At 44.7% G+C, this 14,127-nt stretch carries 14 protein-coding genes; 8 read left to right on the forward strand and 6 right to left on the reverse strand.

Translation table 11 applies throughout. From position 1 onward, the window contains the following. The first annotated feature begins 103 nt into the window (after positions 1 to 103). From MHH86_RS07255 to MHH86_RS07270, 4 genes are all read left to right on the forward strand, one after another. Positions 104 to 1,483 (forward strand): sugar ABC transporter substrate-binding protein, encoded by a 1,380-nt coding sequence (locus MHH86_RS07255; protein WP_076316721.1) that lies wholly within the window; start codon positions 104 to 106, stop codon positions 1,481 to 1,483. A 64-nt stretch (positions 1,484 to 1,547) separates the two neighbouring features. Continuing rightward, on the forward strand, positions 1,548 to 2,450 hold the full coding sequence (locus MHH86_RS07260; protein WP_036675748.1) for a sugar ABC transporter permease: 903 nt from the start codon (positions 1,548 to 1,550) through the stop codon (positions 2,448 to 2,450). 14 nt (positions 2,451 to 2,464) lie between these two features. Beyond that, positions 2,465 to 3,319 carry a carbohydrate ABC transporter permease gene (locus MHH86_RS07265; RefSeq protein ID WP_036675746.1) on the forward strand — a complete coding sequence of 285 codons (855 nt, stop codon included), beginning with the start codon at positions 2,465 to 2,467 and terminating at the stop codon, positions 3,317 to 3,319. Between the two features lie 38 nt (positions 3,320 to 3,357). After that, entirely contained in the window at positions 3,358 to 4,158 is an 801-nt protein-coding gene (locus MHH86_RS07270) for a histidinol-phosphatase HisJ family protein (RefSeq protein WP_036675745.1), read from the forward strand. Positions 4,159 to 4,164: 6 nt separating this feature from the next. Here the strand turns inward: MHH86_RS07270 and MHH86_RS07275 are convergent, their stop codons facing one another. The 6 genes from MHH86_RS07275 to MHH86_RS07300 all read right to left on the reverse strand — a co-directional run bounded on the left by MHH86_RS07275 (position 4,165) and on the right by MHH86_RS07300 (position 10,680). Further along, positions 4,165 to 5,091, reverse strand: a complete 927-nt coding sequence (locus tag MHH86_RS07275) for a HAMP domain-containing sensor histidine kinase (RefSeq protein ID WP_256717361.1) — start codon at positions 5,089 to 5,091, stop codon at positions 4,165 to 4,167. A 20-nt stretch (positions 5,092 to 5,111) separates the two neighbouring features. Continuing rightward, positions 5,112 to 5,873, reverse strand: a complete 762-nt coding sequence (locus MHH86_RS07280; protein ID WP_038569425.1) for an ABC transporter permease — start codon at positions 5,871 to 5,873, stop codon at positions 5,112 to 5,114. Beyond that, positions 5,866 to 6,789 (reverse strand): ABC transporter ATP-binding protein, encoded by a 924-nt coding sequence (locus tag MHH86_RS07285; RefSeq protein WP_036675740.1) that lies wholly within the window; start codon positions 6,787 to 6,789, stop codon positions 5,866 to 5,868. Before MHH86_RS07285 ends, MHH86_RS07280 begins: the two co-directional genes overlap by 8 nt. An 82-nt stretch (positions 6,790 to 6,871) precedes the next feature. Beyond that, positions 6,872 to 7,564 (reverse strand): response regulator transcription factor, encoded by a 693-nt coding sequence (locus tag MHH86_RS07290; RefSeq protein ID WP_076316722.1) that lies wholly within the window; start codon positions 7,562 to 7,564, stop codon positions 6,872 to 6,874. Positions 7,565 to 7,773: 209 nt separating this feature from the next. Beyond that, positions 7,774 to 10,389 (reverse strand): FAD-dependent oxidoreductase, encoded by a 2,616-nt coding sequence (locus MHH86_RS07295; protein WP_076316723.1) that lies wholly within the window; start codon positions 10,387 to 10,389, stop codon positions 7,774 to 7,776. A 6-nt stretch (positions 10,390 to 10,395) separates the two neighbouring features. After that, on the reverse strand, positions 10,396 to 10,680 hold the full coding sequence (locus tag MHH86_RS07300) for a metalloregulator ArsR/SmtB family transcription factor (RefSeq protein ID WP_036675735.1): 285 nt from the start codon (positions 10,678 to 10,680) through the stop codon (positions 10,396 to 10,398). Positions 10,681 to 10,781: 101 nt separating this feature from the next. Between MHH86_RS07300 and MHH86_RS07305 the strand changes: the two genes are divergently transcribed. The 4 genes from MHH86_RS07305 (at position 10,782) to MHH86_RS07320 (ending at position 14,049) form a co-directional block, all read left to right on the forward strand. After that, complete coding sequence (locus MHH86_RS07305) at positions 10,782 to 11,102, forward strand: rhodanese-like domain-containing protein (protein WP_076104728.1); 321 nt, start codon at positions 10,782 to 10,784, stop codon at positions 11,100 to 11,102. Positions 11,103 to 11,106: 4 nt separating this feature from the next. After that, on the forward strand, positions 11,107 to 11,526 hold the full coding sequence (locus MHH86_RS07310) for a rhodanese-like domain-containing protein (RefSeq protein WP_076316724.1): 420 nt from the start codon (positions 11,107 to 11,109) through the stop codon (positions 11,524 to 11,526). A 1,207-nt stretch (positions 11,527 to 12,733) separates the two neighbouring features. Further along, positions 12,734 to 13,411: a winged helix-turn-helix domain-containing protein gene (locus MHH86_RS07315; protein WP_076225212.1), complete on the forward strand. Its 678-nt coding sequence runs from the start codon at positions 12,734 to 12,736 to the stop codon at positions 13,409 to 13,411. Beyond that, positions 13,408 to 14,049, forward strand: coding sequence for a hypothetical protein (locus MHH86_RS07320; RefSeq protein WP_342479668.1), 642 nt, complete (start codon positions 13,408 to 13,410; stop codon positions 14,047 to 14,049). The genes MHH86_RS07315 and MHH86_RS07320 overlap by 4 nt, the downstream gene beginning before the upstream one ends. Positions 14,050 to 14,127: the final 78 nt, after the last annotated feature.

A 14,127-nucleotide genomic window follows, 5' to 3' on the forward strand; every position in this document is an offset into this window, starting at 1 on the left:
TATCTAAATTATCGAATTGTGTAATCTATATGTAAACTTATGCTGAAATTAGAGATACTTTGAACGATTTTAAACGAAAAATGAAAAAAGGTGGGACATAAAAATGAAATCTCAATTCTTAAAAAAGAACCTTCTTTCTACATTTCTACCCGTTGCAGTTCTCGGAATGTCATTGTCGGCATGTGCCGGATCTGGTGATAAGGAATCTACTATCGACCCTTCAGGTGTGCAGAGTAATAAGGGAGAGACAGTAGAGATTAATTGGGTGATGGCTGCAGATCCGGATAAAAAAGCTTGGCAAGACGAGACGATCGCTTCGTTCGAAGCCACTCATCCTAATATTAAAGTTCATCTTGAGAATATTCCGTATGATCAGTTCGATCAGAAGTTGACCACTATGATCTCAAGCGGCAACGCTCCTGATGTGTGGAATCCGAACCAGGCGGACAGCGGTTTTGCTACTTATATGAAGATGGGTGCCCTGAAGGACTTAACGCCTTACATTGAAAAAGGGGCTCCAGAGCTGGATACGATGGATAAGGATTTGCTGGATGTATATAAAATTGATGATAAATTTTTCGGAATTCCGCTTGTCAGCAATGCGACGTATCTGTTTTACAATAAGGATTTATTCGATCAGCAGGGTATTCCTTATCCAACAACGGACTGGGATGACACTTCATGGAACTACGATAAAATGTTAGAAATTGCTCAAAAGCTTTCTCATGATGTAGGTAATGTACGCAAGCAGGTATTCGGATTTGCAAGCGGCCTTAGTCCGAATGCTATGGCTTGGTCATTTGGCGGTGATTTTTTTAAGCCAGAAGCGTATACCTCAGGGGTTATGGGGGAGCCGGATCTACTTAATGACAAAAATATTGAAGCGTTACAATTTAACCTCGATTTAATTAACAAGTATAAGGTTACACCGGACCAACAGACTGTGTCTGCCGCGGCTCAGCTTGGAGATGTGTTCATGACGGGGGAAGTTGCCATGTACATTAATGGAGGTTGGGGATTGGGTTCTTATGAAAAAGCGGACTTTCGTTGGGGTGTCGCAGCTGTTCCCTACCATGATGGCCGCAAAGTGACACTTTTTGTGGACCCATGGAGCATCTCAAACTCAAGTAAACATCCGGATGAAGCCTGGGAATTTGTCAGATATCTGGCCGATCCCAAAACCGATGGAGGCGCCTATCGCTATATGAATGATGTCGGTAGAACGCCAGCGGACAGCAGCTTGTTTGAACTGTGGTACGAAAAAATGTCCTCGCAGATTGGGATGGATAAAGCGGAATTCAAACAAGTCCATGAGGGTGCTATTAAGTATGGACGTGAAGCTGAAAATCATCTGATCGTAAAGTTCAATACGATTCTAGAAACCATGAACCAGACCATGTCTTCTGTATGGAATGGAAGTAAAGATTTGAAAGATGGACTGAAGGAAGTGGATCAGAACCTCCGTTCACTCAAACTGGATTAACTAGAACTGGAAGGATAAGCGGCCGCTAATCGCAGACTAACCGGCCGCGTAAGGAGGATGATTCATGAAGCGAATGGCAACTGAGAGTAAGCGGGAGGAACGCGCCTTCTGGATGTTTATTATGCCGTGGTTTATCGGTTTCATATTGTTTACTGGCGGACCGATCATCGTGTCGCTGATGTTAAGTTTCTCCGAATACAATGTAATTTCGTCTCCTGAATTTATAGGGTTTGATAATTTCAGGCTGTTATTTCAGGATAGGCTGTTCTACAAATCGTTATCTGTCACCATCTATTATTCCTTATTGTCCGTACCCTTTACCATTGTATCTTCGTTGGTGATTGCCCTGCTGCTGAATCAGAAGGTTCGAGGACAGTCATTACTTCGTACGCTGTATTATGCGCCAAGTGTTATTTCCGGGGTGGCTGTGTCTTTCCTGTGGTCTTGGCTGCTTAACCCGACCTTCGGGGTAGTCAATTCCTTACTCTATGACTGGTTTGGTGTGGAAGGTCCAGGCTGGTTCACGAGCCCGGGGACGGTCGTCCCATCTATGGTTCTGATGCAGTTAACGGCGTCAGGTTCAACCATGGTGATATTCCTAGCTTCCTTGCAATCTCTTCCGAGTGATCTATATGAAGCGGCGTCAATTGAAGGAGCAGGTGTGTGGAAAAAGTTCTACAAAATTACACTTCCGCTCATTTCGCCGGTGGTTTTGTTCAATACGATTATTGCAATGATCGCTTCCCTGCAAGTATTTACTGAATCCTACGTCATTACGAAAGGCGGACCGGACTGGAGTTCATATTTCTATGTATACTACTTGTTTGATACAGCCTTTAAACAATTTCGGATGGGTTATGCCTCTGCTCAGGCCTGGATTCTATTTATCATCCTTTTTACACTGACTCTTGTATTCATGTGGAGTTCGAAGCGGTTTGTCCACTATGAATATGACTCTAAAAGATAGGAGGGATTCACATCATGAGACAGCGAAGTTTTTTACACGGCAAGCTGAAGCCCATTCAGAAGATACTGTTATATCTAATCCTTTATGGCGGCGTTATTCTTTTCGCATTCCCGTTATTCTGGATGTTGGTCACCTCGCTAAAAACCATGGGCGACATTCATAAAGTCCCGATGATATGGCTGCCATCCTCTATTCAATGGAGTAATTATAAGCAAATTTTCATAGATGCTCCAATGGGGCGATATTTATTGAATTCGGTAGGCTACACATGTATCTCAGTATTTGGGACTGTGCTTGCCTCCTCTATGGCTGCGTTTGCGTTCGCTCGTCTGCGTGCCCGTGGAAATATGCTTCTGTTTGTGCTTGTACTCAGCACAATGATGATCCCGTCACAAGTGACTTTGATTCCTCAATATTTGTTATTTAATCAAATTCATTGGACAAATTCTTATTTGCCGCTTATCGTTCCGGCATTTACAGGCAGTGCATTTGTTATCTTTTTGCTACGCCAATTCTATCTTGGGATCTCTAGGGAAATGGATGAGGCAGTTAAGATAGATGGTGGAGGACATCTGGTCATGTATTGGAGAATTCTCCTGCCCTTGTCGGCACCGGCACTCGCTACATCGGCTGTTCTAGAAATCATGTCCCGTTGGAATGATTTATTTGGTCCACTTATTTATTTAAGTGAAAGCAGTCAATATCCTCTTTCACTAGGATTAGCAAATTTCACAGCCGCATATGGACAAACACCATGGAATCTGTTGATGGCAGCATCTGTGGTAACCGTCTTTCCGTTGCTGTTATTGTTCTTTTTTGCTCAAAAAGTATTTATTCAAGGAATTGTTATTTCTGGATCGAAAGGTTAACGCGAATCATAAAAAAGTTTATTACCTGGAGGGAACTTATGAAGTTTGATTATCATACACATCATAATCGTTGCGGGCACGCAACAGGAACAGTAAGAGATTATGTAATTGCAGCCATTGAAAAGGGATTACAGGTTATTGGAATCTCAGATCATACTCCTGCATTTGCGCTGGAGGAAGACCTGCCCTGGCCCGGAGGAGCTATGGCGAAGAGTGAATTTCCTGCATACGTGGATGAGGTTCTAGCTTTAAAAAAAGAATTTGCGGGACAGATTGATGTAATGCTGGGGATTGAAGCGGACTTTTTGCCTGATTCCCTGGATATATATCGTAGTGTCATCGCCAGTTATCCCTTTGATTATGTGATTGGTTCGATTCATAATTTCGGCGGAATCAGCATTTACGATGGAGAATACTGGGACGGATTGGATCAGGCGGGGAAACTTGCGACCAAAAATCTGTATTATGATTATGTCTCTCAATCGGCTAAAAGTGGCTTATACGACATACTAGGCCATGTGGATGCTTTAAAGCGGTATTTTCCCGGTTATTCCGGCTTGTGGACAGAAGCGCTGGATTTCACCCTGCAAACCGTTGCAGCAAGTGACGTAGTTCTCGAAATTAATACTTCTGACGATAACTGTGTCCCAGATACGGCTTTTCTAGAAAGAGCTCTGTTTCATGGTGTGAAGGTCACGATTGGATCAGATGCACATGAACCCGAACGGGTGGGAGATCAGTTCGAAGAAGTCCGGAAAAACCTGCAGGCCATTGGCTATCGGGAATGGGCTACATTCCATAAACGGGTTAGAACAATGGTTAGTCTAGACCAAATATAAAATGAATTAAGTAGCCAAGCTAATGCCGGCATCACCTAGTTTCCAACGGCAGGTCATTATCAGCTGCTCATCCTCCAGTTCGGCTGTCAGCGTGCCACCCATTTTATTCATCAGACTTTTGGCGATGGAGAGACCCAGCCCGGAGGCTTGAGAAGATCGGGTACGGTCTGCGGTATAGAATCGGTCAAATAAGAGGTTAACGTCGCTTCCGGCTAGTTCCTTCGCATCGTTTACTATCGTTAAATCAGCTGTTTCCTGCCGTCGTTCGAAACGGATTTCCACATACCCGGTTGCGTGTTTGACCGTATTGACAAGTAAATTCTCGACAACTCTCCGCACAGCGGATTCATCGGCGTATACGGATACATTTTCCTCAGGTAGCCGTATATCCGGTGTAATATTGCGTTCGTTGAAGGAATCGTAAAATCCGACCAGAATTTCCGAGAGCAGGGCCGTCATCCCAAGCTTTTCGGTATGTAGAGGATAATCTAGCGATTCGATCAAGGAAAGCTCAAAAAAATCATTCAGCAGCGCCTGCAGCCGTTTCGTCCGATTTTTAACGATGGCAACATATTCAAGCTTTTCATCAGGGGTAATAGACTCATCCTCCAACAGTTGAATATAACCGAAGATGGAGGTGAGGGGTGTACGGATATCATGTGAAATATTCGCAACAGCCTGACGGAATTCTTGTTCGACACGTTTTCGCTGGGCATCCGCTTCGACGATTAAATCAGATTGACGATTGATTTGTCCCGCAAGCGCCTCAAGCTTCTGGTCGAATAGAGCCACATCAATTTTTTTACCGGTTGCTCGCTCATTGTAGGTATGCAATTGCCCTGTTATCCGCCCTAGCTCTCGCCTTAGCATCAACAAACGGAAAAGCAGGAGAGCTCCTGCCGCAAACAATATGATTGTCAGAATAAGCAACACTCTCCTGCACCTCCTATTTGTTATTTGATTTCTTTTCGGTGGAATACGAGAATACCGAGTACCCCGGAAACGGCTATTGTCAACAACGGTACAAGTAAAAGCGCTGGCCAATCTCCACTGTCGATACTGGGCTTACCGATATCGCTCACCAGTTTGAATATGGAATAATCATACAAATTACTGAAGAAAGAGATCTTTGAACCTATACTAGCCAAAACCGTATCAATCATAAGGAAGAAAATCATTGAGAAGCCGATAGTTTTGCCGCTGTCGGTTAGGATTACGGTGAACAGCGCCCCGATGGCTGCGTAACCAGCTGTGTACAACAGGGTTAGCCCGAGGGCTCGCGGTATAAAAAGTGTAGTGCTTCCTTCTGGCAGATGACCGAAGCCCGAAAGCAGCGTGACTTCGACTGTGCTGACAATAGGAAAGACGAGCGAAATCGCCATGGCCCCAACTGCGAATACGATTAGTTTTGCCGCGAACAGCCGGCCTCTGGTGTTGCCCGAAGATGCGATCGTCTTCATGACCCCTGTGGAATATTCGTTAGAGATAAAGAATCCAGCCAGAATGGCTACGCCGAATTTAATAATGTAGGCATTGCTTGAAATAAAGGTAGTCAGAAATTCAGCACCGGTGATCTGAGGTTCCCCATTGGACCGATGATCAAAATAATATAGCAATGGGTAAGCAAGTGAGAGGACGGAAAGTGCCAATAGAAAAGTCCAAAATGATCTATTCTTACGGAGCTTGAAAAACTCAACTCTGATCAGATTATACATTTGGATTCCCCCCAATTCGCTTCGTAAAATAACTTTCCAAGTCTTCACCCATAGGCATAAACTTCTCGATCTCGAGGCCGGCAGAGAATAACGCTGTTGATACTTTGCCTGGCTGCTCAATGCGGCTATACAACTTGATGGTTCCATCCTGCATCACTTCGAAATCGGCCGTACCCAGCTCGTTCTGAATGACGGCTGTTGCCTTGCCCGGATCATCCACTTTGATAAACAAATACTGCTGACATTTCTCGTTTAATTCCTCCGCAGTGAGTTGTTCAAGCAACTGACCGCGATGAATAATGCCATAATGACTTGCCATTAAATGCAGCTCACTTAGAATATGACTTGAGATCATTATCGTAATGCCAAGCTCACGGTTTAGTCGCTTGAGCAGTTCGCGCATTTCGACGACACCCATCGGATCCAACCCATTGGTCGGCTCGTCCAGAATCAGAAATTCTGGATCTCCCAGCAAGGCGATGGCAAGACCTAACCGCTGCTTCATTCCAAGTGAGAAATTTTTGGCTTTCTTCTTGCCAGCGCCCTGCAGTCCAACTTGTTCTAGCATTCTAGGAACGCAATCTTTGCCGGGAATACCGCGTAGAATCCGGTTTGCTTCTAAATTTTCGCTTGCAGTCATATGGGGGAACAAAGCGGGGCTCTCGATAATCGAGCCGATTCGCTTACGAGCCTGGATCAAGGCCTGCTCTTCACTGGCTCCGAACAGCTCGATCGTCCCCTGAGTCGGAAAAGCAAGTCCGGTCACAATCCGGATTAATGTTGATTTTCCAGCTCCGTTTTGCCCAATAAAACCATAAATAGAGCCTTTACGGATTGACAAATTGACTTTGTCCAGCGCCGTATGGCCCTTGAACTTTTTGGATAGTTGATTTGTTTTTAATACATACTCGTACATCTCGTCTTGGCCTCCTTTTCGTGATAGACCAAGTATAGAATTGAAAACATAAGAAGAGCTAAAGCCAAATCTTAAGAATGTCTTAAGGCTTGAGCCGATAACCTATGCCCCATACCGTCTCGATAAATTCGCTTCCTGGTGCGGCCTTGGTTAGCTTGCTGCGCAAATTGCTCATGTGGACATTGACCGTATTGTCGTCCCCGAAATATGGCTCTTGCCAGACTCTTTCATACAAATTCGCTTTCGTAAACACCTTTTTTGGGGCCGACAAAAGTAACGAGAGAATCTCAAACTCTAGAGCTGTGAGCGTCAGTTCCGCACCATTTGCCGTAACCGACATCGCATCTCGATGAAGTACAAGGCCCTGATGCTGGAGCACGTTAGGCAAAGCCGATTGCGCAATCCGCGAATACAAACGTAGATGAGAATCGATCCGTGCAGAGACTTCTTCAACATCGAAGGGTTTTGTAATGAAATCATCCGCCCCCGCCCGTAGGGCAGACACCTTGGTCTGGGGCTCACCCTTGGCGGAAATGATAATTACCGACATATCGTCCCGCCCGGCAATCCTCTCAAGTAGTTCCTCTCCCGACATGCCAGGCAGCATCAGATCCAGTAGCAGCATGCTCCATTGACGTTGCTCCAGATAGAGAAGTGCCTCCGTTCCCGAGTAAGCGGGTTGGGGAATGTAGCCGCTTTTCTTAATAATGCTGCACAGCAATCGGTTGATGTCGCTGTCGTCCTCAGCAACAAGAATATGTATCGGGTTATTCATTTAATCTCCTTTTTCCACCTAAAATAGGTCGTTATTCGGATGAATGCCTATTAAATAGGATAGCAGGTTTTAGATTCTGTATCCAGATCCAGCCAATTTCTGCATTTTGGTTATTCAAATCTATATCACCGATTCTCGTGAGTTCATTTTTATATAAAAAAGAGACTCTTCTATTTAAATAGAGGAGTCTCTTTGCTATGTTAAGGTATTTAGATAAATAGATTATGACCCGACTGATCGGCTTGGCCGAGGTAATAACCAACGCCGCCGATTCCGACACCGTCAATCAGTTCTTCACGAGTGATGCCCATAAGATCCATGGACATTTGGCAGGCGACGATTTCCACACCTTGGTCGATAGCCATCTGAATCAATTCTTCCAAGGAAGAGATATTTTTGCTCTTCATTAGAGAGCGGATCATCTTCGAGCCCATGCCCATCATGTTCATATTTGAAAGCGTCAGCTTCCGGCTGCCGCGTGGCATCATGGCACCGAACATTTTACCGATGAAGTTCTTGTTCACATGCACCTTCTCATCCTTGCGGATAATATTGAGGCCCCAGAAGGTAAAGAACATCGTGACTTTTTTGCCGCTGGATGCTGCTCCGTTGGCAATGATGAAGGAAGCGATCGCTTTATCCAAATCCCCGCTAAAAACAACCATTGTGCTTGCGTTGCTAGTTTGAATTACTTGTTCGCCTGCTCCGGTTGGTGCTGATGCTGAAGCCTCGATAACTCCTTTGCGCAGATAAGCTTCGATCATACCAGTAGGCAGCTTTGTTAGCTGCAAAAGCGTATGGTTGGACATACGAGCCCAAGCCTTGATATCCTCATAAAATCCGGGATCGGAAGCAGTTACCTTCAGGACTTGGCCGTCCAAGAGCGGGTCCATGCTCATTTTAACTTGGATCAGCGGCCCTGGGCAGCACAGTCCGCAGGCATCAAGCACGGAATCAGGTGCTAGTTCCGTTTCTATTTTGGATGAAGGGGCACCTATTGTGCTGGAGTTAGCTGTGAAAGCTGTAGCATTGACGGTTGGTGTAACTGTGCCAGTCCCAGTCCCAGTCCCAGTCTCTGTCCCAGTCCCAGTCCCAGGCTCCGTCATTGCTCCCGTTGCTGCGATTTCTATACTGGCTACGGCTGTATCAACGTTTGGCGTCAAGTTATCTTTTTTTTTAGGCGTAAATTGGCTCATCTGATAGGTTTTATAACCGCCGGTCAGATTCTTCACACGGTAACCTTTTTGCTGCAAAATCCGGGAAGCGGTGTAGCCTCTGAGTCCAACTTGGCAATACACCCAAATTTCTTTACTAGGGTCAAGCTCGTTTAGCCGACCACGCAGATCATCCACAGGGATATTAATGGACCCTTCAATATGACCGTTGGCATGTTCGATTTCCGAACGTACGTCAACTAAAATGGTGTTGTTTTTGTCACGACCCTCTAAATCCTTAGGGACGAATACCGTAGTCAAACCTTGCAAAATATTTTCAGCGGCAAAGCCGGCCATGTTCACCGGATCTTTTGCGGAAGAATAAGGAGGGGCATAAGATAGCTCCAACTCCGTCAAATCAGTGACCGTACCTCTAAAACGAATAACTGTAGCGATATCGTCGATACGTTTATCTACACCGCTGTAACCCACAGCTTGTGCTCCTAGCACCGTACCTTTTGGATCAAAAATCAGCTTCATAGATATCGGAGTTGCCCCCGGATAATAGGTTGCGTGTGAGCTTGGATGTATATAAATCACGTGATACGGCAGACCCAAACGTTGTAGTGTTTTTTCGTTATTTCCAGTAGAAGCACCTGTGACTCCAAAAACCTTAATAATAGAAGTCCCTTGTGATCCTTTGTAAGTTGTGCCGAGACCACTGACGTTGTCCGCAGAAATGCGCCCTTGCTTATTGGCAGGACCAGCTAGTGGAATGGCAGTTTTTGTTCCGTTTACGAAATCAACCACCTCAACCGCGTCACCTACAGCGTACACTTGATCCAGATTTGTCTCCATCCGCTCATTGACTACAATATGGCCACGGGGACCGAATTCTAAGCCACTGTCCTTCAGGAAAGAGGTATCCGGAGAAACGCCGATAGCCAGCAGAACCATATCACTTTGCAGTACAGTACCACTTGCTAATTGCACCTGTATTTGTTCTCCCACCTCAGCAAACCCTTGGACCATATCGGAAAAAATAAGATTAACGCCATGCTCGTCAAGTTCTTTTGCCAAAATAGAAGACATTTCAGTATCGAACGGAGCTAATATTTGTGGTCCTGCTTCAATTAAGGAAACTTCCAGACCAGCTTCTCTAAGGTTCTCAGCCATTTCCACACCGATAAATCCACCACCGATCACCACGGCCGAACGTGTGCCTTCCGCAGCGACTTTAGCTTTGACTTTGTCAGTGTCGGGAATGTTACGCAACATGTGTATTTTGGAACTCTCGATACCAGGCAAATTCGGACGAATCGGTTTAGCACCTGGCGATAAAATAAGCGCATCATAACTCTCTTCATAGGAGCCTTTTTCTATACTTTCTACTCGCACTTTTTTGTTCACGGGGTCGATAGACACTACTTCACTTTGAATCCGAACATCGATGTTAAAACGTTTATGCATCGCCTCCGGTGTCTGCACTAGCAGCTTGGAGCGGTCCTGAATGGAACCCCCGATATAATAAGGAAGTCCGCAATTGGCAAAAGAAATGTACGGATCACGCTCAAACATTACAATATGCGCATCTTCATCTAATCTCCGAAGTCGAGCGGCTGCTGATGCGCCTCCTGCAACTCCACCAACAATCAATACTTTTTTACTCATGATGACTTATTCCTCCCCTAAAAATAACTGAATCAGATGTTTGATTTTTTCGTCTTTAACAGAATAGTTAATTTCCAGCCCATTACGTTCGGTTTCAACGATGCCTAGTGATCTAAGCTTCTGCAAATGCTGGGAAACCGTAGATTGGGGAAGGTCGAGACAGTCCTGCATGAAGCTCACGTTGCAGCTGCCCTTTTCCAGAAGTCCTTTGATGATGCACAAGCGCACGGGATGAGCTATAGCCTTTAAGGTTTCGGCGGTTTGGTTATAAGCTTTAAAATTTTTGTCCATGGTAACGAACACCTCACTTTACAATATCCTTATATCGTAATATTATGATATAGAGATATGAAAATCAAGTTATTTTTATAAAGGTGAAGGAGAGATGCTCGATGTCTTTTAAAATTTCAAAGGAAATTACCCCACAGCAAGTTGCAGAACGCTTGAAGAATGGCGAGACTCCTACCATGTTGGATATACGCGAACCAGCCGAATGGGTGGAGGGACATGTAATGGGTGCTAAGCATATTCCGCTTGGACAGCTATTGATGCGCACAGATGAACTGGATTCTCATGGCGAGATAATTGTGATGTGCTTAAGTGGTGGCCGTAGTGGACTGGCTTGTGAGCTGCTGAGTGAAAAGGGGTATAACGTTGTGAACATGACGGGTGGATTAGGCGCTTGGACGGATGTTTTTTTGGTACGGGAGTAATGGCATGAGCATGATGGTACGGATCCTACTGAGTATCATAATTGTCTTTAGTATTTTGAGGTTTTTACGTTATGCATGGCCTGTTCGTTCACTTTCTTATATAGAAGTCCGTGAGGTTCGCGAATTAGCAGATCAATCACTGGCTATGAAAATGCTCGATGTCAGGGATGCCGTTGATTACCAGAAGGACAGTATCCGTGGTTCGATAAATATATCGCTTGGGCGGTTACCTTATGTCTGGCAGCACTGTCTATCTCCAGGCGATTCGGTCTTAATTCTTGCAGGAAGCTACTACAATAGAAATAAAGCTGCGCGAATTCTTTATAAGCAGGGATTTCGTAAGTTATATGCGGTAAACGGTGATTTGTTAGGGAACAAAAGAACGCTCTCCGACATTTCTGTGAAAGGTTGTTGTGAAGGATAATGGATTTATGATCATTGATTTCCCGTCTCGGATTGAAGCTAGGGTATCGAAGTCAGGGTGTCGATGGAATGATCTCTTATGATGCCTATGGGCGAGGCGCTCGGCATGCACATTTGCTAGGTGAGGGAGAGCAGTGAAGAGGAGCAATATGTCACTCTAGTTGAGCCGCTATATTAATGGTGCTAAGTTGTGATGTTGTGGCTAGGTCGCTAAATCAATGTAACTAAGTCGCGATGTTGTAGGTAGGTTGCTACATTAATGTTGCTAAGTCGCGATGTTGTGGCTAGGCCGCTAAATCAATGTAGCCAAGTCGATGTTGTAGCTAGGTAGCTACATTAATGTTGCTAAGTCGCGATGTTGTGGTAGGTCGCTAAATCAATGTAGCCAAGTCGATGTTGTGGCTAGGTCGCTAAATCAATGTAGTTAAGTCGATGTTGTAGCTAGGGCGCTAAGTGATGTAACTAAGACGCAATCCAGCCAGCCTCACTCGAACTCAGTTTTAATTGCATTTTGTGCAGCTAAACTTCAGTAGTTTTAGGAAAAGTAACAATTAACTGCACTTTGTACATCTAAATTTGATCATTTACGCGTAACTACCTTATATCTCCTTTTTTAGTTGTAGAAAGTACAACTAAATGGACTTTTAGGGGGATAAGGGTTAAATAGTTGCATGAAATACAATTAAATAGAAAAATCACAGGTCGATAGCCAGTGAATAGTAGAGAATGGGAGACGATTTTAGACAATTTCAAAAAGGTAGGTCGAATAATATTATTCTAGGGGAACTTAGTCAAACCGAGATTACTTTAACTGAACCTACTATACAAAACATACTATATTGAGCTAAGTCTAGTCGTCTAACTCAAAAGTAGTTTACTTAACCGAGATTGTTCTTGCTGAGCTAATACTAACTGAACTGTAGTGATCTAACTGTAGCTAAATTTAGCTGAACTCACTGTAGTGATCCAATTCTAGCTGAACTCACTGTAGTGATCTAACTGTAGCTGAAATTACTTTAATGCAACATACTCTAACCAATGTGATTTTTTAATAGGCAAGTATATTTAGCTCGATGCTAACGTTGAATGTAGAGTGTCATTGACAGCATAAGAAGGCGAATACTATACTTTTGAGTAATAGGACGAAGCACGTCCCGCATCCATAATTGGGTGCGGGATTTTTTTATGCCAAGGAGGAGGGGAACGTTATGGGATTTACGGAAGAACATCGTAAGTGGGTGGAAGATCATATTAGTCGAAGAACGGGAGAAAGACGGGGGAGATTGGAGCGGGGACATGGGCATGGTGAGCGAATGTTTGCGGAGAAGGTTTGGTGGCCGATGATGGGTCATTTTGATAATCTCCATCCTGAATATGAAGTGTTGGATTGGCGGGGATGGCCTTATTTTGTTGATTTTGCGTGGAAGCCTGGGCAGGTTAAGTTTGCTTTTGAGGTAAAAGGTTACGGCCCACATGTGCAAAACACAGATCGGACGCGTTATCGGCAGGAATTGAATCGAGAGACTTATCTACAAATCGCGGGTTATCGGGTAGTGGCGATACCATATGATGATCTGGAAGCCAATTCTGAGAATACTATTTTTTTGTTGAGATCATTACTGATGCCGTACCTTGCCTTGAGGACAGAAGAGAAGGAGGCGTTTAGTCGACTGGAGCGTGATATTTTGCAAATTGTGGTGCGTTCGAACGGGGACATTCGGCCTGTTGATTTGGTGAGGGAGCTTGGCATTGATCTGCGTACAGTTAGGAAATGTATGAGGTCACTTTGTGAGAAAGGTAAGTTTAAGCCGATAGTTTCCCAGGTGAGTGGGAGGGTTTGTCGCTATGAATATGTACATTCACTTAACGATATTCAGCTGTGGTGAATAAACGGTATAAATCCCGTAGATGTGGGCGTGGAGCGGGAATTGGGCAAATGAACGGTATAAATCCCGTAGATTGCGGAGATGGAGCGAGAAGTGGGCAAATGAACGGTATAAATCCCGTAGATTGCGGAGATGGAGCGGGAATTGGGCAAATAAACGGTATAAATCCCGTAGATTGTGGGCGTGGAGCGAGAAGTGAGCAAATAAACGGTATAAATCCCGTAGATTGTGGGCGTACAGCGGGAAGTGAGCAAATGAACGGTATAAATCCCGTAGATTGTGGGCGTACAGCGGGAATTGGTCAAATGAACGGTATAAATCCCTTAGATTGGAGGCGTGGAGCGGGAAGTGAGCAAATGAACGGTAAAAATCCCGTAGATTGTGGGCGTGCAGCGAGAATAGGGCAAATAAACGGTATAAATCCCGTAGATTGTGGGCGTACAGCGGGAAGTGGGCAAATGAACGGTATAAATCCCGTAGATTGTGGGCGTGGAGCGAGAAGTGAGCAAATGAACGGTATAAATCCCGTAGATTGTGGGCGTGGAGTGGGAAGTGAGCAAATAAACGGTATAAATCCCGTAGATTGTGGAGATGGAGCGAATAACGAGCAAACCTACGTACTCACATCATCCCCCTAAATCTCTAATTATGACCTGATTTCTATTTAGATTGTTAAGGTGTTGCGGAGGAGGGGAATCTTCTATGATTAGATGGAT

Source organism: Paenibacillus sp. FSL F4-0097 (assembly GCF_038593125.1).
Lineage (GTDB): Bacteria > Bacillota > Bacilli > Paenibacillales > Paenibacillaceae > Paenibacillus_AQ > Paenibacillus_AQ odorifer.

Coding starts and splice junctions, on each gene's coding strand:
- MHH86_RS07270 (WP_036675745.1), top strand. CDS start 3,358: ATGAAGTTTGATTATCATACACATCATAATCGTTGCGGGCACGCAACA.
- MHH86_RS07310 (WP_076316724.1), top strand. CDS start 11,107: ATGAGCATGATGGTACGGATCCTACTGAGTATCATAATTGTCTTTAGT.
- MHH86_RS07265 (WP_036675746.1), top strand. CDS start 2,465: ATGAGACAGCGAAGTTTTTTACACGGCAAGCTGAAGCCCATTCAGAAG.
- MHH86_RS07255 (WP_076316721.1), top strand. CDS start 104: ATGAAATCTCAATTCTTAAAAAAGAACCTTCTTTCTACATTTCTACCC.
- MHH86_RS07290 (WP_076316722.1), bottom strand. CDS start 7,564: ATGAATAACCCGATACATATTCTTGTTGCTGAGGACGACAGCGACATC.
- MHH86_RS07295 (WP_076316723.1), bottom strand. CDS start 10,389: ATGAGTAAAAAAGTATTGATTGTTGGTGGAGTTGCAGGAGGCGCATCA.
- MHH86_RS07280 (WP_038569425.1), bottom strand. CDS start 5,873: ATGTATAATCTGATCAGAGTTGAGTTTTTCAAGCTCCGTAAGAATAGA.
- MHH86_RS07305 (WP_076104728.1), top strand. CDS start 10,782: ATGTCTTTTAAAATTTCAAAGGAAATTACCCCACAGCAAGTTGCAGAA.
- MHH86_RS07285 (WP_036675740.1), bottom strand. CDS start 6,789: ATGTACGAGTATGTATTAAAAACAAATCAACTATCCAAAAAGTTCAAG.
- MHH86_RS07315 (WP_076225212.1), top strand. CDS start 12,734: ATGGGATTTACGGAAGAACATCGTAAGTGGGTGGAAGATCATATTAGT.
- MHH86_RS07300 (WP_036675735.1), bottom strand. CDS start 10,680: ATGGACAAAAATTTTAAAGCTTATAACCAAACCGCCGAAACCTTAAAG.
- MHH86_RS07260 (WP_036675748.1), top strand. CDS start 1,548: ATGAAGCGAATGGCAACTGAGAGTAAGCGGGAGGAACGCGCCTTCTGG.